Annotated in this window: 10 protein-coding genes; all 10 read right to left on the bottom strand. The window is 66.8% G+C overall.

Annotation, left to right across the window (positions count from 1 at the left end; all coding sequences use genetic code 11):
* Nucleotides 1-186: 186 nt before the first annotated feature.
* Nucleotides 187-3,351: an RNaseH domain-containing protein gene (locus ACIP94_RS14685; RefSeq protein ID WP_402424595.1), complete on the bottom strand. Its 3,165-nt coding sequence runs from the start codon at nt 3,349-3,351 to the stop codon at nt 187-189.
* Between the two features lie 201 nt (nt 3,352-3,552).
* Entirely contained in the window at nt 3,553-6,846 is a 3,294-nt protein-coding gene (locus ACIP94_RS14680; RefSeq protein WP_402424592.1) for a hypothetical protein, read from the bottom strand.
* Nucleotides 6,837-8,042, bottom strand: coding sequence for a hypothetical protein (locus ACIP94_RS14675; protein WP_402424589.1), 1,206 nt, complete (start codon nt 8,040-8,042; stop codon nt 6,837-6,839). Before ACIP94_RS14675 ends, ACIP94_RS14680 begins: the two co-directional genes overlap by 10 nt.
* 146 nt (nt 8,043-8,188) lie before the next feature.
* Nucleotides 8,189-8,980 (bottom strand): hypothetical protein, encoded by a 792-nt coding sequence (locus ACIP94_RS14670; RefSeq protein WP_402424586.1) that lies wholly within the window; start codon nt 8,978-8,980, stop codon nt 8,189-8,191.
* Nucleotides 8,981-8,991: 11 nt separating this feature from the next.
* On the bottom strand, nt 8,992-9,162 hold the full coding sequence (locus ACIP94_RS14665) for a hypothetical protein (RefSeq protein WP_402424583.1): 171 nt from the start codon (nt 9,160-9,162) through the stop codon (nt 8,992-8,994).
* Nucleotides 9,163-9,592: 430 nt separating this feature from the next.
* Nucleotides 9,593-10,324, bottom strand: coding sequence for a DISARM system phospholipase D-like protein DrmC (gene drmC, locus ACIP94_RS14660; RefSeq protein WP_402424580.1), 732 nt, complete (start codon nt 10,322-10,324; stop codon nt 9,593-9,595).
* Nucleotides 10,317-12,350 carry a DrmB family protein gene (gene drmB, locus ACIP94_RS14655; protein WP_402424577.1) on the bottom strand — a complete coding sequence of 678 codons (2,034 nt, stop codon included), beginning with the start codon at nt 12,348-12,350 and terminating at the stop codon, nt 10,317-10,319. The genes drmC and drmB overlap by 8 nt, the downstream gene beginning before the upstream one ends.
* Nucleotides 12,347-16,105, bottom strand: a complete 3,759-nt coding sequence (gene drmA / locus ACIP94_RS14650; protein ID WP_402424574.1) for a DISARM system helicase DrmA — start codon at nt 16,103-16,105, stop codon at nt 12,347-12,349. The genes drmB and drmA overlap by 4 nt, the downstream gene beginning before the upstream one ends.
* Complete coding sequence (locus tag ACIP94_RS14645; RefSeq protein ID WP_402424571.1) at nt 16,102-20,133, bottom strand: Eco57I restriction-modification methylase domain-containing protein; 4,032 nt, start codon at nt 20,131-20,133, stop codon at nt 16,102-16,104. Before ACIP94_RS14645 ends, drmA begins: the two co-directional genes overlap by 4 nt.
* Nucleotides 20,130-23,363: a DISARM system SNF2-like helicase DrmD gene (gene drmD, locus ACIP94_RS14640; RefSeq protein WP_402424568.1), complete on the bottom strand. Its 3,234-nt coding sequence runs from the start codon at nt 23,361-23,363 to the stop codon at nt 20,130-20,132. The genes ACIP94_RS14645 and drmD overlap by 4 nt, the downstream gene beginning before the upstream one ends.
* Nucleotides 23,364-23,551: the final 188 nt, after the last annotated feature.

The following is a 23,551-nucleotide window of genomic DNA, read 5'->3' as shown; positions in this document are numbered from 1 at the left end:
ATGATGCGCGGGGTCGCCGGTTTGGCTAACCGGCGATCCCTCGCTATGTTGTGCCGCCGCCTCGGCCTCCTGGAGTGAGACGCTCTGAGCGATCGTCGCCACGCCTAGCAAGGTTGCCGCCGAGGCGTATTTCACTACGCTGGCATCCCCACGATTGGGTGCCGGGCTTCCGCCAAGGTGGCTGAACTACTCCTGGTCGGCGGTCGCTTCCGCCTCGTTGTCCTCCTGGGGGGCGGTGCGGCGGTACTGGGGGTGGTCGAGGTCCATCTGCTGGGCAGCGTGGAGATGGACGGGGTATCGGGTTCGGTTGCTCCATGCCAGGGGGCGGTTGCACAGGCGCGCGGTGAGGTTGGCGAGCACCTCCTGGTCCACCCCCGGTGCCAGGGGCAAGGGGTAGATCTCGGTGCCGTTCATCGTGTACCAGTTGGCGGCGACCTCGTTCTTCGAGATGTTGCCTTTCTCCTTGGAGCCGTGGTCGGCGGTCCAGCGGGTTTTGTCTCCGCCAAGACGGCCCGCGCCGTTCCCGTCGTACTGGTGAGGGACGTTCGACAGAATCCAGGTGGCGGGGCCGAGGTCGGTGTCGAGCCGGTACAGCGACGTCGTGGTGCTGTTCGTGCCGATTAGGTTCCCGTCCGCGTCGAACCGGCTGACGCTGATCGGCTGCGGTACCTCGTCCGCGCTCTTGTTGATCCGGATGACGGCGATGGGCCGGTCCTGGTGGCGCAGCGTGCTGCCGGGAAGCCAGGTGTCTCCAGGTTCTCCGGGCAAGCCCTGCTTGTTGTTGTGGAGGCCGCCCCACAGTCTGCGGGTTCCGACTCCGTCCACTGTGACGGTGTAGGGGAGGCGGCCGATGTGGATGGTCAGGTCGGATAGGGCCTGGTCGATCTGCTCGGCGACCTTCTTGTAACCCTGGTTGTCGTCAACCAGCTCGGTCATCTTGCCGGTCGGGTAGTCCAGGGCGTGGAAGGCGGCGATGGCGTCGTTGTAGTGCTGCCACTTCGGGCTGGTGTAGCTCCAGCCGTGGAGGGTCCAGGCACCTCCCTCTGCGGCAGGAGGTACCAGGGCGACTGCGGTGATGCAGATCTTCGCCTTCTCCTTGGGGTGCTGCTTGCTCTGCCGGCGTACGTGGATCCCGACGTGTGCGACGCCATGAGGGGCGAAGGCGCCGATGGGGTCGATCAGGGCCGTGTCGATGCGCTCGTCAAGGATTCCGATGTTGCGGTGCAGGTCAACGAGGGAGTAGAGCGCCTGGTGGTCCTTGCCGTGGTCTCGCTTGCGCTTGGTCGGCTTCATGTCGGCGATGTACTGCGACACGATGCCCTTCTGGGCGATGATCCGGCGTCCCTGGTACTTGGCGTCTGTCTCGTCGTTCTTCGGCCGCTGGCGCCGGTCTCGCCGGCTCTCGGCAGCCTCCTCCTCGGTGGTGTCCTCGATGGACTCGGCCGTGTACTCGGTCTCCGCCCAGACCGCTACGAGCGTTCCCGGTTCTCGGCGAAGGAAGGGGAGTTCGTCGACCAGCCCGGCCCGGCCTTTGGCGGGGCCGTGCGCGAGGAAGGCGGGGGCGTGGTGGAACACGACGCTGACAGTGTCGTCGTGCAGCGGGACGGGGACGCCGTCGGCGGGGTCGATGCTCGTGGCGGGCAGGCTGTAGGCGTCACACAACCCGTTGATCATGCGGGTGCGGTTCTCGTCCTTGGTCCACAGGCAGACGATCCGCAGGTGTTCGTACCCCATGGACGTGAGGGAGCGGGTCACCTCGGTCGGGGCGGGGAGGGGGTTCTTCGGGTCGTTGCGGGGGAACCCGCGGGTGCTTAGGTGAATGTCGAGGCTGCTCGCGGCGTCGCCGAAGATGTCGCGGATGTGCCGGTCCAGCTCGCGCATGTGGTGCATGCCGACGCCGCGTCCGATGGGGAACTTGTAGCTCTTGCCCTGAACGGGGCGGATCTTGCTGTCCGGGCCGATCGGGGGGAGTGCTTCTCGGATCTCGCCCTCGCCGCTTTCGGTGTCGTGCGTGGCGGCGTCGTGGTCGGCCTCGGCCTGGGCCCGGTTCTGGATGAGGCTCAGGGTGGTGTAGTCCATGCCGAGCTTGGAAAGGATCTGGAGCGCCATCCGGTTGATCCGACGGATCTTGCCGCGGCCGTCCAGCTCGACCTCGATCAGCGGGAGTTCGGGGTCAGCCTGCTCGACCAGCACCTTCCGCGCGTAGGCCATGTTGGACTTGAGGCGTGTCACCTGGGAGGAGGCCAGGATCACGGGGTGGGAGAGGTTGGGGAGGGTCTTCATGGACAGTCGGATGCGTGCCACGGCGTGCGCGGTGCCGTTCTTGTTCGACCAGGGGTGGCCCCAGGCGATCAGGCCGCCCTCGCTGTCCGGGCGGAGTGTGATCTCCTGCCCGTCAACCTTCCATGGACGTGCGGCCAGGCGGATCGACAGGTCCCACGTCACCGTCCGGTACACCCAGCCTGGTGCGTCCGGCTGGCCGTTCTCGTTGGTGATGAGGTAGTCGGCGAGAAGGCGGTGTTCCTGCGGGGTGTTGGCGACCTTCACGGCCAGCGGGTCGGGATTGTTGAGGCTGATCTGGTCGATGTGGGTGCCCATGGCCATGCCGACCATGAGGGTGAAGGCGTCGCGGAGAGTGTCGTCGTCGATCTCGACTCGGGTGACGAGGACGCCCGCCCAGGGATCGAAGTGGACGTAGCCACCGGTCAGGCAGCGCAGCGCGGTCGTGACGATGGAATGGGGGGCCTGGACCTCTTCTCGGCCGGCGAGGTCCTTATACGCGCGGTCGAAGCCTCTCCAGAGGTTCTTGAACCCGTTGTCGAACTCGCGGACCACGACGGTGGCGCCGCCGAGGAGTCGCGGGGTGCACAGGTACGCGGCGACGTTCAGCCGCTGCTTCTTGTTGACCTTGGATGGTTGTCCCGTAAGGGGCTGAGCGGTCATCGGGGTGCGTGCTCCGTTTCTGGCCGTACGGCGGTACGCCTGGATGGGGGAGTGTGAGGCAGAGGGGGGACTCTCGTCATTGGGCGGCGCGTCGGCCGCCGGCCGTGATTTGCGGCCGATCAGGCAGTCGTCTTTGGTGAGGTAGCTGCCGAGATGATGGATCCCCATGAAGTAGTGGAAGCGCAGCTTGCCGGCCATCGCCGGGGGAAGAGCGCCGTAGACAGGGCAGAGGTGTACCTGATCCTGACCGGCGAGAAGAGCTTCGGCTACAGAGGTGAGTTCCTGCGGCGATCGTGCTGCGGGCTTCTGGAGCAGGCGAATGATGTCCAGGGCCTGCGTGTAGGTGTAGTCCGTGCGCCGCTGGAGCTTTCGGGCATCCTTCTGCAGCGGGTTTTGCCGCTTGGGCATGTCTGTTCCCTCGCGCGGTATCCCATGCTTCCCGCCGAGACGTTGACGATGCCTGGCAGTGATGTGCGTGCCCGAAAACGGGACTTCATCGCGCGGGTCCAACGGGGCCTTTGGCCAACGGTCGCTGCATGGGAGCTTCCGTCATTCGCCTGGGCAGTGCGCGTCCAGCCGTGCGCCACCATAGCACGGCTGGACGCGCGATCAATGCCCTTCCGATTCCTCGGAGTTGATTCCGGCGTACGCGAGGAAGGCGGCGAGCGCTTCGCGATAGATCGCATCCATTCTCTGCCGGACGTCCGGAGTCCACTTTTCGTGCATCCGGCGCAGGATGTTCTTCAGGTCGGACTTCCACGAGTCGTTATGGAAGGCGTAGTCCACAAGGTGCAGCGTCATGTCCGTGCCGCCGCGGCGGGCCCGGCCGGCGAGCTGGATCATGTCGACGATCATGCCGGCGACGATCTCCTCCTGAAGGGTCTTGTGGGCACTGACGAACCCGGGCGCGGAGCGCATGATCAGACGGAGCCGGGACCAGGCTGCCTCTCGTGCCTTCCGCAGTACTTCCAAAGGGTCGCCCGCGGGAGTGACGGCGTTGATCCCGGCAGCGTTGATGGAGGCGTACATCTCCGGCGGGTCGGTGAGCAGCGCGAGAGGCCGCGTGCACAGGTAGACGCTGGTGATCGCTGACCGGCGGCCGATGACGATGTTCAGGCCGCGCGCGATCCTCGCCATAGGGACGACGAGGATCTTCCCGCGCTTGGGGAACGTGGTGAATTCCTCTGGTGTCAGCTCGATGACGCCAGGAGGGAGCTTGATGGCCTCCCGGAGCCGGTCACGCCGGTACTTGTCCGGGGGGACAGCGACGCACAGGCCGTCGCGGTAATCGCCGGCCGCGTAGATGCCGGCGGCGATGTGACGGCAGTGCTCGTAGGAGTTGACGACGACCGCCACGTGCGCCCGGTCGGGGTCGCTTTCGAGGAGTTCGGTGAGCTCGGGGTGAATCCTGTCGGTGTAGAGCTTCTCCCCTAGCGCGTTGAGAGCCTTGTTCTTAAGGTGCTGGGGGAGTCCGGAGATCTGGATGTCGCGGTTGAGCGCGTCCTTGAGTGGCGCCTGCATGGCGCTGATGCTCTCCGGGTCGGCGTCGGTCATCCACCACTTCACACGGCCGTGGACGTGTTCACGTACGGCCTGGGGGAAGTACGCGGTTGCCGACAAGCCCATGACCGGACGCTCGACGCCGGCCAGCACGAGAGACACGATGCCGCCGAGCTGTGCGGTGTAGGCGTGGGGATCGCCGGAGATGCTCTGCGAGGTGAGTTCGGCGGACTTCTCCGGGTCGTCCAGGCCGGTGACCCGGTAGCCGAAGACGCCTTTGCCGAGCATGCCGTAGGGCAGGATGCCGGACGCCACGCCGGTCTCCAGCTTCTCTCCGAGCTTCTGCGCGGAGGGGAGTCCCGCGGCCTTGAACTGAGCGGTCTTCCCTCGGAGGCGCTCAAGGGTCATGTCCAGTTCGGCCAGCCATACGCGGATGATCAGAAGCTCGATGGCCTCGCCCCGGTCATAGCCGTTGGGGACGGCGTCCTTGAGGATCTTGTCCATCTCTGATCGGGCCTGGGTGAGGAGGTCTTCTCCCCGTGACGCGAGGAGGTTCCCCAGCACCTCCCGAACCTCTTCCAGGTGCGGTTCCAAGGGGGTGTCGTGGATGCGGTCCGGGGGAAGCGTGTCCTCGGACGATTCCGGGTGGACGGGGTGCAGGGCGTTCAGTTTGTCGAACAGCTCGGTCGGGATCTCCTGGGCGTCGGTGACGTCCTCCTCGGGGAACAAGAGCGTGATCAGTCGCCGGTCCCGTGACCCAGACAGGTGCCACATGCTGCTGTTCGAGCCGTGGGTGTCCTTCGCCTCGTCCCGTCCCTCGTAGTAGCGCAGGTGAAGTTCGTCGGTACACAGCGCGGCGAGGAGGAATTCCGCCAGGTAGCGGGCGTGGCTGATGGTGGGACACAGTTCCTTGATCGCTTCGGACGACATGATCCGCTGATCGTCGTCCAGGTCGCGAAGTGGAACGCCCTTGCGCTGGCGGGAGTCAAGGATCAGCTCGCTGGAGCACATATCGACCGCTACCGACTGGAACTGGTCGACCTCGTCGATCAGGACCGCGTGTGAGCGGCGGAACGCGAACTCGGCCACGGACAGGTCGCCCGCCTTCCTGCCGTCGAGCATGACGCCGATGTGGAACCGCCCGGCCATGAAGTTGTGGTGGTTGGTCACCACGACCGCGGCTTCGCACGCCTGGCGTTGCTGCTCGTATTTTCCGCAGGTCTGCATCCACGAGCAGGACCGACTCCCCGTCATCGGGGGGATAGGGCCCAGGTACCGGCACGACTCGCTGCCCGGAGGGTACGGGTGAGTGCTGGTCGTCGCGTGCTTGAGAGCGCACCCGTAGGAGAGGGTGTCGATACGCCACAGCGTCTCGTCGTCCTGGCCGATGAGAGGGCCTTCGATGCGGGAGACCAGCTTCATGGCCCGGTCGTGGAGCCGGGAGGGCGACATCAGAGGAGCGCAGGTCTTTGTACTGCCGAGTGCCCTGAGGTCCTCCTTGATCTCCCACGCGGCGGACAGGGTCGCCTCGACGGTCGGAAGGACCAGGGTGATCGCGTACCCGTTGACGGCAAGCCAGGACGCCGCGACCCTCACAAGGACGCTCTTCCCGGTTCCGGTAGGGGCGTTGAAGATCTCAATGGGCCCGGCGAGGAGCACCAGGGCGTCACCGACGCTGATGTCGTCGGTCGTGTGCAGCTCGTCGAAGAGCTTGGACAGGACGTCGAAGAGGTACCCCTCCTTGCCGTGCTCCTTGTAGCGGACCCGGTCGACCTTCCTCGCGTGCTCCAGAAGATCAGGGGTGGCGATCTTCAGATCCGGCTCGTAGGGGAGAGTGTTCACCTCGGGGAGGTCATCTAGATCCTTTCCGCTCGTGAAGGTGCCGGTTGCCGGGATGACCGCCCGGCCGACGATCTCACCCTTCCCTGATGCGTACCGCTTGGCCGTCAGCCACGTCCCCGGGCCGGCCGGGGGATGAGCCCTTCTGCGTCCGTACGACTTCGACAGCCTCTCCAGCATGCGGTCGACGTGGGCGAGGAGATCGCCGCCGACCCGCGGCCTCGCGAACACGGCGCTGCCGGGATCCCCCACCGCCTCGAATGGGATACCGCCGTCCGGAGACTGCTCCGTCAAGCAGCCACGCACGAACCGGGTGAAAACCCCCGATGAGGCGAAGTCCTGCCGCCCGTACCGGATGACGCCGGCGATCCGCTGCTTGTCCGCGAGCGGCATCTCCCGCCACTGGTCCCACAGGTCCAGGTGGCCGGTGAAGAAAAACGACGCGTGACGGAACGACGCCACCAAGTGGCCTTCATCGTCCTTCTCCGGGAAGTAGTGCGCGGCCAGGGCCAGCGCGGCGGACGCCGAACCGACACCCTTCGACAGCTTCCTCGTCACGCCCACGTCGCACCCGCTTCCTTGCACACCCGCGCGCCGAAGTCCCCAGCGGTCGCCACCCGCATCCACTTCCGGCTGACGTCCTCCAGCATCGGGACTGTGTCGTACCGGAAGTCCGGAACGACCAGCCAGTCAGCGCCGCCCCCGTCACCCCGGTCGGCGGTGATCTTGTCGGCGAGGAGTGTCGCGTACGTGTAGTCCTTCACATCGACCTTGAACTCAGTCCTCGCCCCGGGCTTCCCTGTCACCGTGACGAGCAGGTCGTAGGTGTCCATATCCGGCCACAGTGCCACGGCCACCCCGTTCTTCTTCAGGGCCGGCGTCGACAACGCGTCATACAGGCCCAGCTCGGGAATGCCCGGGATCGTGGTGCACCGCCACACCCCCCGCACCAGGGCCCTGTGCCCCTTCTCCGGGGTCGGCTCGGGGATCCGGTCCGTAATGTCCTTGAACAGGACGCTCGCATTCCCCTCGGGCTTCAACGGCCTGCCCACGGGCCGCAGCTCCGGCGCCTTGCCGCTGTCCGGAACTGTGAACTCGTACCGCGCCCCCTGCCGAGCGTGGGGCCGGTGGAAGCAACGGACCTTCCCCACAGCGCCCCGCTTCTCGCCATGCAGCGTGCTCTTCATAGGCCACGAGCAGAACGGGCACGCGAACCACCACCGTTGGTCATAGAGCGCGTCGAACCGGATAGGTTCGTAGAACTCGTCGAGCTTCGCGGGGAGATCGAGACGGCGGAGTTCGCCGGCAGGCCCAGCCGGAGTCTTGATCAGAGCGGACCGCCATGCGCAGTAGGACTCTTGCGAGCGGCCCTTCAGCAGCTCCCGGTGCACCAGTGTCTGATGCAGCTCGTCGCTGACCCGATCACCCATCGCTGACCGGCCGTTCCACGACGCCTTCTCGAGCGCCTCCAGGACGGTCCGCTGCTCCATCTCCAGATCGTAGGAGTCCTCCTCGAACTCACCGTCCTCGGTGATGGCGTAGAAGCCCGACATCTCGCCGGCGTCCACGCCGTCAGGCAGGAGCGCCGACAGGTCTTCCGTCAGCATCTCCCGGAACTTGGTGAAGGTCAGGGGCTTTCCGGGACCCCACGCCCAGAGGATTCTCGCGTGGGCGTCCATCATCTCCTTGAGGCGGACTTCGGGGTCTGTGCTGCTGTCGCACCCGGTCAGTGCCCTCGCGGCCATGGCAGCAGCGGTCATGACGACATGCCGGACCTCGAAGTCATGCAATGAACTGACGGAAGTAGAGCGTGTGTTCACGTCATCGACCTTAGGTGTGCACCAACGCCCCGCAGTCATCTGAGTGATGATTCATCAGTTCGAGTGACGGAGTGTGCAGCAGCCTCCTATGCAAGGTCCACAATGGGGACGTTTGGGTACATGCCTCGATAGGTGTCCCGATATTCGGTGATGTGCTGGCGTCCGGCGTCAGTCAGGTACCACCGGTACTCTCGTACGAACGCCTCCTCGCCTTCCCCTTCAGTCACCGGGAACTCGTCGATCAAACCCCGGCTTCTGCCTCCGCGAGGCCCGTGCGGTCGGTACCCCGTTCCCAGGTAGAACTTCGACCTCCCCCACATATCATCATCTGAAAGGCCGTCCGGTTCGGCAGAAGCCACTTTCAGCAGACTGGACCACAGCCATTCTGAAAGCAGGTGCGCCGGCCGCCGTGCCGAAGGTGCCTCACCGAGACCCGCTCGCGCGCAGGCTCGGCCCAAGCGGGTGAGTTCCACGAGGACCCGTGGAACGAAGCCCAGGGGGAACACCTCGACCTGGTCCTCCGAGACCACGACAAGCCCGCGCGTGGCCAGAGCCTTGAACGTCTGGCCGGCACCAGAGTCATGTTCCCCCAGTACCCGTAGGCGGTCCTGAAGGGCCGTGTACCCCGTGAACTCCGGGTCGGCTTTGATCGTGAACGGGACCTTTCGCCACTCCGCCGCGGGAATCCGCCTTCCCGAACCGGCCGCCCGCCCGGCCGTCACCTGACGCTCAACTTCCTGGTCCTCCTGGTAGCAGGCCGTCAGATAGATGCGCTGCCGCTCATTGAGGTCCTCCCAGATCCCCGCTGCCCGTACGGATGGGCGTTTCCTTCCCTTGGAAGGGGGCTTCGGAGGCACGTCATCCGGTCGGCTCCGCATCCACGCGTCCATCAGAACCCGGGGCGGCCGTACATCCGGGCCAGGGCGCCGGCAAGCAGCCCCGAGGTTTCCGGGTCCCGCAACATCTTCCCTGCCACCTTCCACCCCTCCTCCAGGTCCCGGATCTTGTGGTAGCCGAGTTGTCCGTGGCTCGCCGGGTCTCCCCGTAGACGAGCTGCCACGCTCGCTGCTGTGAGGCCGGCCGACCACCGAAGATCAACCAGGGACGCTCTTCCGTGTGGGCTGGCGATCAAGTGGTCCGGGGCGTACCCCAAGGCCAGGGTCAGATCCCCCAGACGAGACACCGAGGGTGAATGCACGGCCGCCAAATGTAGTGGATCATCCGGGCAGACACCCCCATCCGTTCTGCCATGTCCTCCGGGGACAAGCCACGCTCCTTCCACATCTTGGCCAGTTTCGTCGCGTCGATCTTCCATACCGGCTATGGGACGCACCCAGGGAACCGCGATGAAGCCTTCGCCGCAACCGTCCTCAACACCCATCGGCGGAGGCGAGCCCGTCGTGGGCGACGGTCCCGACGGAGCTCGCCGCCATGCTTCGCGGCCCAGGCTGATACGGCGAGCACGTCGGCCGACTGGCGGGAAGCCGACGTCACACGCGTTCGTACAGGGAATCCTCCGCCTCCCTCAGCTCGCGTTCGACGGCCTCGGTGAGGTTCGGGTTGTCGATGAGGACGCCGAACTCGACGTTGTTGTTCTCTGCGCTCCAGGAGAAGTTCGCGCTGGTGACTAGGAGGAGGTGGTGGTCGATGGCGAGGAACTTGGCGTGGTTGCGGACGTAGCCGCCGTCGAATTCCTTGGTGCGCCAGACCTCTGCCGGGGCCAGGTGCTCAGCTACCTCCGAGGTCGTTGGTGACCAGTGTTGTCCGCTGCCGTCGGCGGCCCGAGTGTCCATGTAGACGCGGACGGCAACGCCGTCGCGCTGCGCGGACGTTCGAAGTGACGTCCAGAGTGCCGAGCTGCGCTGGAAGTTGAAGGTCGAGCAGGTGATCGCGTGGCGGGCGCTATCGATGAGGCGGGTGACCGAGGTGGTAAGCGGTCCGCTCTGGGCGAGGTGTCCGGGCATGGTCCACAGCGGTGACAGTGCGGTCGGAAGTGCTCGTGCCCCCTCGATCGCCCTCAGGACCAGAATCTGTTGGGCTGCCGTTCCGGGACCGCCGCCGACGGCCTCCAGTAGCCGCCGGACTTCTGCTCGCTGGCCGACCGCGACGACCTTGAGTGCGGTCGTCAAGGTGTCGCCGTCGGCCAGGCGGTCGGCTATGTCCTTGGCCTCGGTTCCGGTCAGGAGCCGGCCGAGCCGGCGTGGCGCGTCCGCGTCACTCATGGGCCTGGAAGAAACCGAGGTAGCTGCCGGGCAGGTCGAGCAGGAACCGGCGGTCGAGGAAGCGGTTAGCGCGCTCGCAGGAGGTCTCCGAGGCCATGACGCAGCAGTGGCAGGCGGCGCCGTGGAGGAAGTCCTCGGGATCCTGGGGAGTGCGCTTGGAGCAGATGGGGTCGGAGGAGCAGCGTGTGGCCTTGCGCAGTGCGCTGTTGACGACCCGCTGGAGGCGTGTTGGCTCGCTGAGCTGGACGAGGCCGCCGAGGGTGCCGTCGCTGTCGGAGGCGGTGGTGCAGATGAGAAGGCCGGCCGCGGGGTCGCGGCCTTCGGCGGCGGGCCAGGCGTAGAGGCGTTCGCTGAGGCTGGCAGCCGAGTAGCCGCAGGTGAGGGCGAGTTCGCGGATGAGGATGTGGGCGAAGGTGTGGACGAGCCAGTAGCGCGGGGGCTTCAGGCGGCTGTCGGGGTCGATTTGGCCAGCGGTGTCGGAGAAGCGGCGCTCGAAGTTTCTGCGGTGTGCCTCTCGATGGAGTTTCCAGAGGTCGGTGTCCAGGACGTGCTTCTCCCATGCGGCGACGGCGTTCTCGTCGAGCTGGAGGAAGATGCCTTCGCCGCGGTCCTCGGTGGCCACGGTCCAGCTCGGCCGGGATGTGCGCGTCAGTGGGGCCAAGCGGCGCGGGAGGTCGCCGACGCGGTCCATGTCGTCGATGCGGGTGAAGCCGACCAGGGCATTCACCTTGCGGAGGCGTTCGACCGCGAGTACACGGGTGATCTCAGGCTGCAGGGCGTCGCCCCGATTACGGGTGGCGAGGGTGAGTCCGCTCTTGGGGTCTTCGACGCGGGTGCCGACGATGTCACGCAGCAGGTAGCGCCATTCGGGGACGAGGAGGTCGACCGGGTCCCAGTCGCGGAGCTTCTCCTCCTGTTCCTCCGGGGTGTCGGTGGGGGCGGAGGCGGCCTGCAGGACCTGCTCCAGGTCGTGGTCGGACAGGCCGGTGACGTCGACGCCGCCGTCCATGCCGAGCAGGTCCCGGATCATGCCCAGGTTGTCGCGGTATTTGGCGAGCTTGTCACCCAGCGCGGTGCGGACCCGGTCGGCCAGGTCGCTGGCCTTCTCCTCCTGAGACTCCGGCATCACGATGATCGACTGGGTGGCGGGGAACCACAGGTTGGAGGCGCCGACGAGCATCAGCCGGGTCTCGTTGCGGCAGCCCTTGGGCTCGAAGGCGTCCAAGTGGGGGTGGCGTCCGCGGCACTGCGGGAGTTTCGCCCTGCCAGCCTCGCCCTGGGCCTCATTCATGGGCCGCCGCATGTCGCAGGACGCGCAGTGGATGACTGCCGAGGCTCCCTTGCCAGCGGTCCGGTCGACCATCTTCAGGGCGGGCAGCTCCGCCTTGCTGCACGGCTGTCCGCGGTGCACCCACAGGTCGTACGGAAACTCGTCCAGGTGCCCGTCGACACAGGCCAACAGATACCGGGCCGGGATGGCGGTGCGGCGCATCGGCTTACGAGCGCCGGCGCCCGCGCGGCCCGTGCACTTGGCGTGCTCGAAGACGGCCAGGTCGGTGCGGAAGGGGTGCGTGTTGCGGTAGTCGAACTGGGTGAGTAGTCCGAGCATGTCGCAGCCCGTGCAGCGCAGCCATTGCGGGAAGACCCGGGAGGGGACTCCGAGGTCGTTGCCTTCGGCGGACCGGCTGTGCTTCTTCGGCTGCCAGGGATACGGCCGTAGCTGCACGTCGGGCGAACGCAGCATCATGCGGACCACGTCACGCAGGCGTGGAGCGTGGATCTGCGGGGGTGCGGAGTCGCGGCGCCGCCAGATGCGATCCCAGTCGTCCAAGCCGGTGGGCATGATCGTGAACTGCGGCAAGTCCATGATCGCGCCGGGGCCGTAGGTGTACAGCAGGGAGGAGGGGCGGGCCGAGCCGACCTTGGCACGGTTGTGCTTGGTGGCCTTCTCCGCCTCCTGCTCCAGGTCGCCCAGCGGGTCGACGGCGTGGGCGACGTCGTAGACGAAGCGCGTCTCGTCACTCACGAGTTGTCCTCCGGCATCTTCCACTGAGGGGCATGGTCGGGTGCGCGGTACACCAGTCGCTCCTTGATCGGGCTCACCAGTAGGTTGATCTCCGGCTGCACCTCGCGCATCGAGTTCGCCACGATGAACGGCGCGGCGTCACGTGTGTCGATGCCCGCCTTGGCGTTCTCCGCGCTCATCATCAGCGCGTCGTGTCGACCGTCGTCCAGAACCCTCTCGTACACCAGCGACTTGCGGTCCTCCATGAGGCTCTTGCGGCGCTTGCCCCATTGGTCCAGCCGGTTTTCCAGGCGCAGGCGGGCACGGGTGGCGGCGTCCTCGTCGCCGGCCCGCGTTACGCGACGGACGAGGGCGTCTACGAGTTCGCCCGCGAAGTGCTGCTCGGCTTCAATACGGGCCGCCCCGTCCTCCGGGGACAGCCCTTGGTCGGCCTTGGCGGCCTGCAGGACGCGGGCGGCGCTGACCAGCACGCCGTCCAGGCCGCGCTCTAGGGAGGTCACCGAGAACGGGGTCACCGACAGCGCCTCCACCTGGGCGTAGAACGTCTCGTGGTAGTGGCGGAACTGCTCGAAATGGGCGAGGTCCCTCGGCCGCGCCCAGTTCCCGAGTGCGACCACTAGACCCGGCCGGTCCGCGGTACGGCCGACGCGGGAGGACGCCTGGATGTACTCCGCGGTGTTCTTCGGCTGCCCGACCACGAGCATCAGGCCGAGGCGGGTCACGTCCACACCCACCTGGAGCATGGAGGTGGCCAGGACCACGTCGTACGGATTGACCTCACGCGTGGGCTCCGGCTTCTTCGCCTCCCGCAGCGCGCGCCGGTTGCGCTTGCCCGCGGTGGAGTCGAAGCCCGGGTCGAACGCTGCCGCCATCTGGTCCAGGGTCGCGGTGATGTCCGCGCTGGCCACGCGCGAGGTCAGCTCGGCGACGTGCAGCGAACCGTAGTCGGTGCCGGTGCGGCGGGGGAGCTTCGACCAGGGGCGGCCCTTGGCGAGCGCGGTCTGGATGTCGTCGCTCATGTATCGGGCCATGCCGGCGAGTTCACGGGTGGCGCTGAAGTAGCCGACCAGGGTCATGTACGGATCGGCCACGCGGCCGGAGCGGTCGAGAAGCAGCTGCCCGCCTGCCAGGAGTACCTCGGCGACCCGGATCTCCGCTGTGGTCAGGCGCACCCCGGTGGTGCTGATCCCGACGTACCGGCGTCCCGGGTGCTTCTGGGAGACCGGGATCTCCTTGGAGAAGTAGGTGTTCCCGGCGTCCAGGACCTGTGGCGGGAAGATGGTGACGTCGCGTCCGTACAGCGCGCGCACCTGCTCCGACGCGTTACGGGCGGTGGCCGTGGAGGCGACGAGCAGCGGACGCACCGGGCGCCCGTCCTTGGTCCGCCAGTCGGTCATCACGTCGATGGCCACCTCGAACAGGCCCACCGTCGTGCCGAGTGCCCCGGTGATCAGGTGCAACTCGTCTTGAATGACCAGATCCGGGGGCCGCAACCGCGTGGCCGGGTGAACGGGGGCCGCCGGCAAGCCGTCCTTCTTGGGATGCTTGCTGCCGTCCTTGATGCCGCACTGCTGATAGTCGGGATGCACAAATCCGTGCCGTTCACAGCGTCGCGAGACGTGCCCGAACAGCGAGGCGGCCTCGCCCTCTCGCGCCAGGCGGGCGAACTTGTCCACGGTGGCGATGACGAACGCCGGCGCGAGCCGGTAGATCTCCTCGTCCACGGTGAGCACCGGCAGCCCATCCGGGACCTCACCGCCGTCGGCGAACGGGCAGTCGGCCAGCTCGTCCCCGCAGTACACGTACACCCGGCGCAGCGCGGGTTCCGTGCGCACATCGCGCGCCTCAACGCGCGTCCCGCACCACGGGCAGCGCTGGATCTGCAGCACCGTCAGCCGGTAGCCACGGCCCCCGTGGGCCTTCTGCAACTGCTCGGCGGCCTCGTCGTACCGTTTCGGGCTCACATCGGTACCGACCCACAGCCCGATCCGGAACGGCTCCTCCCCCCACGTCGCCTCATCATCGCGCCGCGCCAGCTCCGCCGCGCACACCAGGGCGGTGGCGCGCTGGAACTGCTGGGCGGTGAGCAGGCGCAGCGTGTACCGCATGAGGACAGCGACCCCGGACCGCCCGTCCAACGGACCGTCGAAGGCATCCACGACGCCCTGGCGGCGACGGATCGCGAACGTGTACGCGGCCAGACCCAGATACGCCTCCGTCTTGCCACCACCAGTCGGGAAGAACAACAGCTGCGCCTTGGCTAGATCCCCCGACCGCTTCTCCGCCGCCGGGTCGGACAGCAACGGCAACTGCATGAGCACGAAGGCGAGCTGGAAGGTACGCCACGAATGCGCCAGGGCCCCCTTCTCCGCGAGGATCGCCTCACGAGCCTCGTCAATGCTCTCCTCCGGCCGACTCGCCCGCCGCTCCGCGACCTGCGACTGCACACGCTGATCAGCCATCACCCGGTTCATGAACCGGAAGCAGCGCAACGCCTCCTCGTCCCCGAGGAGATGCTTCAGACCCTCCTCAAGCTGGCGTTGCACCCGGCGCGCCTCGGTGACCGCGTCCAGACCCTCGGACCTCAGATGCTCCGGAAGAGCCTCGGCCCGCTGCTTCTCGCCGTCCAGCCAGGCCGTGTAACCCGCGACGATCGGCTCAAGACCCGTACGCAGCTCGTCGGTCGACGCCTCCTGGAGCTTGCGCATGTCCAGCAGGGCCGCGCCGATCTCCTCGGCGGCCGTCTGCGGCGTCTCGCTCACCGGCAACCACGTCGTCCAGACCTCACTGGCCCGGCGCGCTCCCTCGGCTACCTCCCAGTCCACCGAGCAGGTCCGGCCATGGGCGAACTCCAGACGATTGCGGTACTGAAGCCGAAGCCGCCGCAGCTCGTCGTCCGGCTCCTCACGCGTGTCCAGGAGTACATCATTGACCGGCAGGAACACCGCAGCTCCACCAGCCGACACCGACAGCTTGGTCTGATATAGCCACGCCTCGACCGGGATCTTGCGAGGCGTCTCCCGGTCATTGCACAACGCCACCTCGATCAGCCGGCAGCCACGCTCGGAGTCGTCATAACGATCCACCCGGAGCAAGACCTTGTCCTTGAGCACGATCTCGGTCGTACGGGACGGCTTCAGGGCGGCAACCTTGATCGCCTTCGCTATGGCGTGCGGAGTGCGCTGGAAACGACGGAGAGCCGGAGCGGGTGCCGCGCCCTCGCCCCCGCCGTCTTCGGTGCCCTCGCCACGCTTCTCCTTCACCGGCTCGTACGTGCCCCACGAGGCGGTCACCGTGAACTCGTCGAGACCGTCAGGGATCTGGAAGCGCAGCCCCATCGACGCCGGGATCATCAGCCCACGCTTCTGCGGCTGGTCCTCGACCTCGTCCTCATCCGAGCTCGCGCTGCTGTCGTCGACGGCGGTGAGCGGCACGCCCCGGCTCTCGGCAGCGTCCACGGCGTCGCCCACGTCAGTTGCAGCGTCGTCCGATCCAGCCTCGCCGGGGTCGTCGTCGCCAGCAGTGAGCCGCACGGGAGCGATCCGGCCGATCAGGTACGCCGAGTCAGGGACCCCGTCGAGGATCTCGTCCGGGCCGTTGGCCGGGCCGAGGAGCTCACGCTCCAGGATGTCGACCAGATTCTCGCGGGCCGTCCAGGAACGGTCGTCGGGGTCGAGAGCGAGCCGATAGGCCAGGGCCTGGGGAGTGCCCGGTGCCGCTGCGGGTTGGGCGCCGTCACGCCGGGGGGTGGTCACTCGTCGCCCTCCTCTTCCTCGGTTGCCTCATTGTTGTCGGTGGAACTGACAACACCCTGCGAGGCAGCGCGACGATGGTTTTCCTCGAGGAGGCGGTCGAGGATCTCCACCCGGGCAGTGGGGCTCACAGTCCAGCGCTCGATCTGGCGGTAAGTGTGGAAGCCGTGGCCCAGTGGGACGTCGTCCCAGCCGTAGGCGGCCATGACCGCATGGTCGAGCTCGACGTGAATCTCACGGAGACGAGCGACGTCGGCGTCCAGAGAGCCATCAATGTTTGAGTCGTTCACCAAATGGTAAAGCTTGGTCAATCCCAGGCCGCGACGGAGCATGATACTTCGCCGCTCCGAATCAAGCACCCTCCCCATTTCGGATAGCCTATCGCTACATACCGGGCGCGGAAAAGTTTCAAATACGTCCGACGGGGTGTAGCGAATGTCTGCCCGCATGGTCGACCCGTACATAATCGCCCACAACTGATGCAGACTCGAAGACAGAACCGCCTGATCAGAGAAGGACTCTGTGGCAAAGACGACGGTGGCCTCACTAGGGATGGGCCCCTTTGGGACCCTGCAAGGCATAACAGTCACGGAGTGCCTCGTCAGAACGAGCATTTCACTCAACTCCGAGATCGCCGCCCTCATGGCCGGACGCGCCCTGAAAAACAACCACCATGGTGCATCTCTCACCGCCTTGGACTTTCGTGCCCGCTCCCCCTTGACTTCTTCCAGGATCCGATTGAACGGTAGAGCGTATTTCTGGGCGGAAGACTCCGTGCGATCATTGAAGTCGATAATCCAGCGGGAGGGCGACGAATCTGGGCGAGAATTCAAGTCTTCGCCGTTAAGGTACGGGAACAGGACCTCGGCATTCTTGGCGTCCGCCTTCAGCCAGTCCGCAGCCTCCTCCTGCGTGATTACGAAACCGCCGCCATAAGGTTTGCATCCTTCAAATGTTACGCCTCGATTCTCGAGCAATTTAACAGGATGCCCCTCGACTCGACCGCTTGCCTCCAGTAGGGTCGAGATACGCCTGACCGGGACGCCATCCGCCATTCGCGGCACCTCTGCCGGGACCTCATTCATACTTCCCCATACTGCCGCATACTCCAAGTTGGCACTTACGGCAGGCCATGGACGACTCTGTGTTGCCCGGGTAATAGTGAACCCGTTGCTAACGATGAGGTCGAGACCCGTCTCTCGGGTGTCACCCTGAGCAATAGTATTGGTCGCAATTAGCCCGAGGTTGCCCTTCGAAGCCAAGATTTCCTTAGCGCGAAGGAAGAAATAAGCCACAATATCTGCGCGGCCGCCACCGCGTCCACCTGCCAGTACGTTGCTGAACCAATCCCGAACGTTTCCGCCCAGCGCTCCGGAAATCTTAGTCCCGCCCAGGAACGGCGGGTTTCCGATGACCGCGTCGAACCCACCCCGCTCCATCACATCTGGCACGGCCAGGATCCAGTGCAGTGGCTTCCACCGCTCGTAATCCGTCGCTACTGTCGGAGTGAGCCCGACCTCCTGGATGCTGTCGAGCATCATCCGGTCCGCGCCCCCGCCGTCTGCCGGGTACGCGGTCTCCACCGCGATGCGCAAGTTCTCGTATGCGGCTTTCAACTGCTTCCCTGGCTTTCCGCCCCACCGCAGCCCGGACGCGATCACCCCGTCCGCGACGTCAGCAAGCTGCGCCGTCAGTTCCTGGTACCGGCGGAACTGCCGTCGCTTCGTAGCGGCCGAACGCTGCGGGTCGTTGTCATCGACCTCGGTGGCCAGTTGGCGACGCAAACGACTGGCCTGGTCCAGGATGTCGTCCACGTCCAGGGCGAAGATGCTGAACTGGTTGCCGGCCGCGGCGGGGTCGATGTGAAGGCGGCGCAGCTGGTCGGCGTTGGTCAGGCCGAGCAGGGCGTTGCCGTGGAGCACCTTGTCGTCGACAAACGAGAACGGGAGCTTCGGGTCCAGCGACACCAGCCACAGCGACAGCTTGCACATCTCCACGGCCATGCCGTTGATGTCGGCGCCGTACAGGCAGGTGGCGACGACGGTCCTTATGGCGTGGACGTGCAGGTCGTGCGGTGTCCTTCCACGTGCTTCGCCTTGGCGCTGCCATGCCTCGACGAGCCGGTCGGCGAGGTAGCGGGCGGCTGCGACGAGGAAGGCGCCGGAGCCGCAGGCGATGTCGGCGATGCGCAGGTCGAGGATCTGGTCGGAGTCGATGGGCCGCCAGCCGTCCTGGTCGGCGGTCTGGTGTGGTCCGGGCGAGTAGACGAGAGGTTCCAGCGCGTACCGGACGACTTCCTCGGCCAGCGAGCGGGGCGTGTAGTGCGCGCCGGCCGAGGCGCGCGAGGGGGTCTCCACCAGCAGGACGCCGCCGGGCTCGACCACCAGCGGTCGGTTGCGCAGGTCTCGGCGGATGATTCCGATGTACGGGCGCAGTCGGTCGCGCAGTTCGGGGTCGTCGGTGACGTCGCGCAGGGCGATCTCGGTGTCGTCGAGGGTGTCGCCCGTCTTCAGTGCTTTGGTGAGGGCGGCTTTGCTGGACGGCTTCGCGGCTGGCTGGTGCTGCTTTATCCAGGCGAGGATCGCGTCGGCCAGCGCGGTCTCGGTGTGCTTGGTCTGGCTGAGTTCTTCGAGGGTGGCGAGGGGGATCTCGGGTTCGGATCCCGCGCTGCCGGTGAGTCCGACGATGATCTCTTCGGCGGGTTCGCAGGAGTAGCCGAGCAGGCCCTCGTAGATGTAGCCGATCTGTTCGACGTCGATGTCGCGGAAGGAGATCCGTCGTGCTCCGCCGGGCAGTTGGGCGATCTGGACGGCGCGCAGGACTTCGAGCATGACGCGGTCGCTGACCGTGATGGCCAGGGTGTCCTGGGAGTCGCAGGCGGTGAGGAAGGGGAAGCGGGCTGGGTCGAAGAGGGAGCCGCCGTACTCGGGCAGGCGCAGGTCTTCGAAGCTTGCGCCCCTGTACAGGGCCTGGGAGGTGGCCAGGAGCCGGTGCCAGGTCAGGAACGTGGCGTCGATGGCCTGTTCGCCCTCTTCCTTCTCACGGGCGTCGAGGCGGTCGAGTTCATCGCTGATGCCGTATCCCATGGCGAAGAGGCGGCTTTGGGGCAGCAGTCCGCGTTCTTCGGCGAAGAGGAGGAAGACGACGCGCATCATGACGGTGACGGCGGCCTCGTAGACCTCGCCTCTTGCCGCCGGCAGCGGGTCGGGCTCGCCGCGTCGCTGTGCGTCCAGGGCGCCTTCGGACAGGGCTTGGACGATGAGTTCGACAGCGCGGCGGACCTGGGTGCCGAGTGCTTCGGTGATCTTCTCGGCGGCGGTGACGGACTCGCCGAAGAGTTCCGTCAGTCGGTCCTGTTGTTTGCCGCCCACCAGGCGGCGGCGCTGGAGGAGTTCGATGAAGGCGTTGCGGGTCTGGGGCTCTTCGATCCAGGTCTGTGCGTCGACGATGCCGGAGGCGACCATGGTCTGGGGGCGGGCGCTGACGATCGCCCACCAGCGGCCGTCGGTAACGACGCCGATGGGGACGCCGGAGGCGCGCAGCAGCTCTTCCATGCGGTCGATGGGGCTGGCCGACCAGCCGTCGGTGAGCGGGTCGCGCAGGGAGTCCGTGGGGTCGGTGATCAGGACGAGGGCGCCGGTGGTGTCGCCGTGGACGAGGGCTCCGTCGGCGCGCACGGTGACGGTGTAGTCGGGTGAGCGGACCTCGGCGGCGGCTGGGGCGGGCACGGTGTACGAGGCGCCCCAGCGCAGGCCCTGGCGCAGGACGAGGTCGACCCAGGTGTCGCGGGCCTCGCGGTACAGGGCGAGAGCGGCTTCGTCGCCCGGGTGCTCGTCCCAGTTCTCCCATGCCTTCTCGAAGGCGGGCTTGGCGTCCTTGATGGCGTCGAGCGCCCGGGAGTCGGGCTGGGGGATGCCCTGAGGGTAGACGCGTTCCAGGGCGGGAACGGCGAGGAAGGGGCCGTCGGCGTCGACGAGTTCGAGCCAGGCGCGGTGCAGGGCGGCGGCGGTCGGGGGGTAGCGGCGGCTCATGCCTTGACCATTCCGTTCTTCGCGTCTTCGGGGGTGAGGGCGAACACGACCGCGGCGGCGGATACGTAGGGCTTGATGTCGCTGTAGCGTTCCAGGATCGAGGCGATCTCGCGTGCCTCCTCGTCGTCCAGGCTGTCGAGACGCTCGTTCATGTGGTGCAGGTCCCGGCGTCGCTGCTTCTGCTGGTCGTCGGTGAACAGCAGCTCTTCCTCGGCGCGGATCTCCTGCTCCAGGCGGTCACGGGACTCGCGCAGGTTGAGCCGGAAGGCGCCGAAGATCTCGTGGGCGCGCTTGATGTCGGCTTCCCGGCGCTGGGTGAGTGCCTCGGTGACCTTCTCCTGTCGGCTGGCGCTCTTGCGTTCCATTGCGGTCAGAAGGCGTGTGCGCAGCCGGGAGCCGTCGTCGTTCCACTGCTCGGCGAGGTGTGCACGTACCTTCTCATCGGCGAGGAGCAGATCGGCGGCGTCGAGGGTCTCGTCGAGGACCTGTTCGACCTTGGACTCGGCAAGGGCCTGACCGCGCAGCCGGACGCCCGTGAGGAACACCTCCTCGTGCAGACGCAACCCGCCGCGTCCGACCAGGACGAGCCGGGAGACGGCGGCGACACAGGACTCGGGAAGGCCGGGGGCGATGACGGCGGTGACCCGGTTCACCGGGGAGTCCGTGCTGAACAACGCGGAGCGTAGGGTGCGGGTGGCGCGCTGCATGAGGGCGTGCCCGAGGTGGATGTGGACCAGGTCGGTGCGGTGTTGCGCGGCCTGGTCGTCGAAGGTGATGGGGCGCGGGACGCCAGGCTCGAGGCGGGTGTCCAGGCCACGCAGGGCGGGCTGCCAGGAGCGGCTGAGGTTCGGGATCTCGAAGACCTGTGCTTCGGTGCGGTCGTCGCCGATCTCGATGAGCGGGGGCTGCGAGGTCAGCGTGAGTGCCGTGTCCACCACCCGGCGGGCGTTTGCGGGCGTGAGGTGCATGGCGGCCTTGCTCTCGTGGTACGTCTCTGAGAGCTTGGTGAGCTGGCGGTTCAGCTCCATTCCGCCGGCCAGCACGCGGGTGATTACCTCGTTGCCGTCGTCCGGCGCAGTCGGCCGGGCCTTGCGCTTTGTACGGGTGGGGGCGAAGTGTTCCTGCACCTCGGCGTCGATGACCTGGTTGACCTTGCCGAGGTCCTTGGTGGCCTGCCCGACCTTGGTCGCGATGATCCCCATGAATTTCATGTCCGCGTCGTACGTCGTGGAGCTGGAGACCGGCACAAAGTGGAAGATCTCCGGGTGTTTGGTCTGCCCGTACCGGTCGATGCGGCCGATGCGCTGCTCCAAGCGGGACGGGTTGAAGGGGATGTCGAAGTTGACCAGGCGGTGGCAGTGGGTCTGCAGGTCGATGCCCTCGCCTGCGGAGTCGGTGGCGAGCAGGATGCGGACCGGGTGCTTGTCCGGGCTCTCGGTGAACCGGGCGCGGATCTTCTCCCGCTCCTCGGTCGGGGTCGAGCCCTGGATGACCTCCAGTACGTCGTTGTAGCCGCGCTGCCGCAGGACGCGCTCGATCCATTCGAGGGTGGCCGCGTACTCCGTGAAAACCACGACACGTTCATTGGTCCAGTGGGTGCCGTCCGGCCGGCAGACCGCGGCGAGGAAGTTCAGGAGTTCTTCCAGCCGGGAGTCCGGCTTGTGCTCATAGCGGCGCCCCCACTCGATGAGCGAGGCGATCTCGCTGCTGGTGGCCGCGACCAGAGGGTCTGAGCCCTTGGAGTGGCGCAGCGCGGTGAACTCGGGGTGTTCGGCCGCGCCTTCTTCTTCGTCGGACTGGCCGCTGCCCAGCACCTCTGTGTAGTACTGGTCTTCGTCGTTCATCCGAAGCTGCCGGTCGCTCCCGTCCGCGCCCTCGTACAGCTCAAGGGTGCGGGCGAAGGACCAGGGGCTGGACAGGAAGCGCTTCTTCAGCAGCATCGCGACGATGTCGCCGCCCGAGCCCTTGCCGTTCGCCCGGGCACTGTCCGCCAGCAGCCGCTCCAACCTCGCGAACTGCTGCTGCTCCTCCTCCGACGGCGTGAACGGAAGGGGCTTCACCTGCCGGGTCTTGAACCCCTTGTCCGGCAGATCGGTCTTCAGCCACCGCACCATCACCTCCTTCAGTGCCTGCTCGTCGATGCTCGCGCCGCGGGTGAACCGGCGACCGTCGATCATCTCCAGGAGGGCGGTGAAGGACTCCGAATAGCCGTTGTGCGGTGTCGCGCTCAGGAACAGCCGGTGCTCGCACGCTTCCGCGAGCCGCATCGTCGCCGTCGTCCGCTTGCTGTCCACCGCGTATCCGCGCTGCCCCGGTGCCGTCGTCGGGCTGGCCGGCGCCACATGGTGCGCTTCGTCGACCACCAGCACGTCGAACGCGTACCGTTTGGCCGTGTTCGCGCTGCGTACATCGGCCAGCACGTCGCGCAGCAGGCGCTGTGCCCGCAGTGACGGCAGCCACGCCATGCTCACGATCACGCGCGGATAGAGCCGGAACGGGTTGGCGTTCAGCCCGTGGCTCCGCCGCACCTTCGCCATCAACTCGCTGTTGACGATGACGAAGTCGAGGCCGAACTTCTCCCGCATCTCGTCCTGCCACTTCAGCGACAGACTAGGCGGGCACACGATCACCACGGATCGTGCACGATGCCGCAGCAGCAGCTCCTGCACGACGAGCCCGGCCTCGATCGTCTTGCCCAGGCCGACGTCGTCCGCGAGCAGCAGGTTCGTACGCGAGGACTGCAAAGCCCGGCTCAGCGGTACCAGCTGGTATGCCTCCACGTTCGCGCCGCTGCGGAAGGGGGCCTGGTAGGAGTTGGCGTCCGCCGAGGTGACCGCACCCCAGCGGACCGCGTCCACGAACGCGGCGAGGGTGTTCGGGTCGTCGAACGCTTCCGCCCGCACAGTCTCCGGAAGGCCCTGGTTCGGGGCGAGGGTGTGCCCGACCTCCAGCTCCCAGACCACCGTCAGCTCTTGCCCGAGCCGGTCCTCGTCCAGCGACTGCAGGCTGACCACATGGGTAAGTCCCGGCATGCCCTCGTCTGCGGGGCTACGAGGAAGGCCCTGCTTCTGGATATCAGACACGGCCCAGGTGGAGCCCCGGACCTTGACGACCTGTCCCGGCTCCGGGACCGGCGGAACGGCCGCCGTGTTCGGGGTGCTGCTCGCCGATCCCTGCGGATACTCCGTCGCCGTCGCCACCTGGGCAGACTCCTTCACCAATGCCGTCACTGCCGGAGCGTAACCACCTAGGCACATGGGGATAGCATCAGGCCGCAGGGGGTCACAGAAACACCAGTATCTCCGACCTGGCTACGGCCCGCTGCAAGTCTTCAGGACTCGCGAACACCGTGGTCAGCGGATTACGGAAGGGTCGTCTTGGCGAGGGCTCGTCAGTGCGGGCTTCCGCCCGCACCCCC

Origin of the sequence: Streptomyces sp. NPDC093261 (genome assembly GCF_044753645.1) — a bacterium.
In the GTDB taxonomy this organism is placed as follows: Bacteria; Actinomycetota; Actinomycetes; order Streptomycetales; family Streptomycetaceae; genus Streptomyces.
This window is presented reverse-complemented; position numbering and strand designations above follow the sequence as displayed.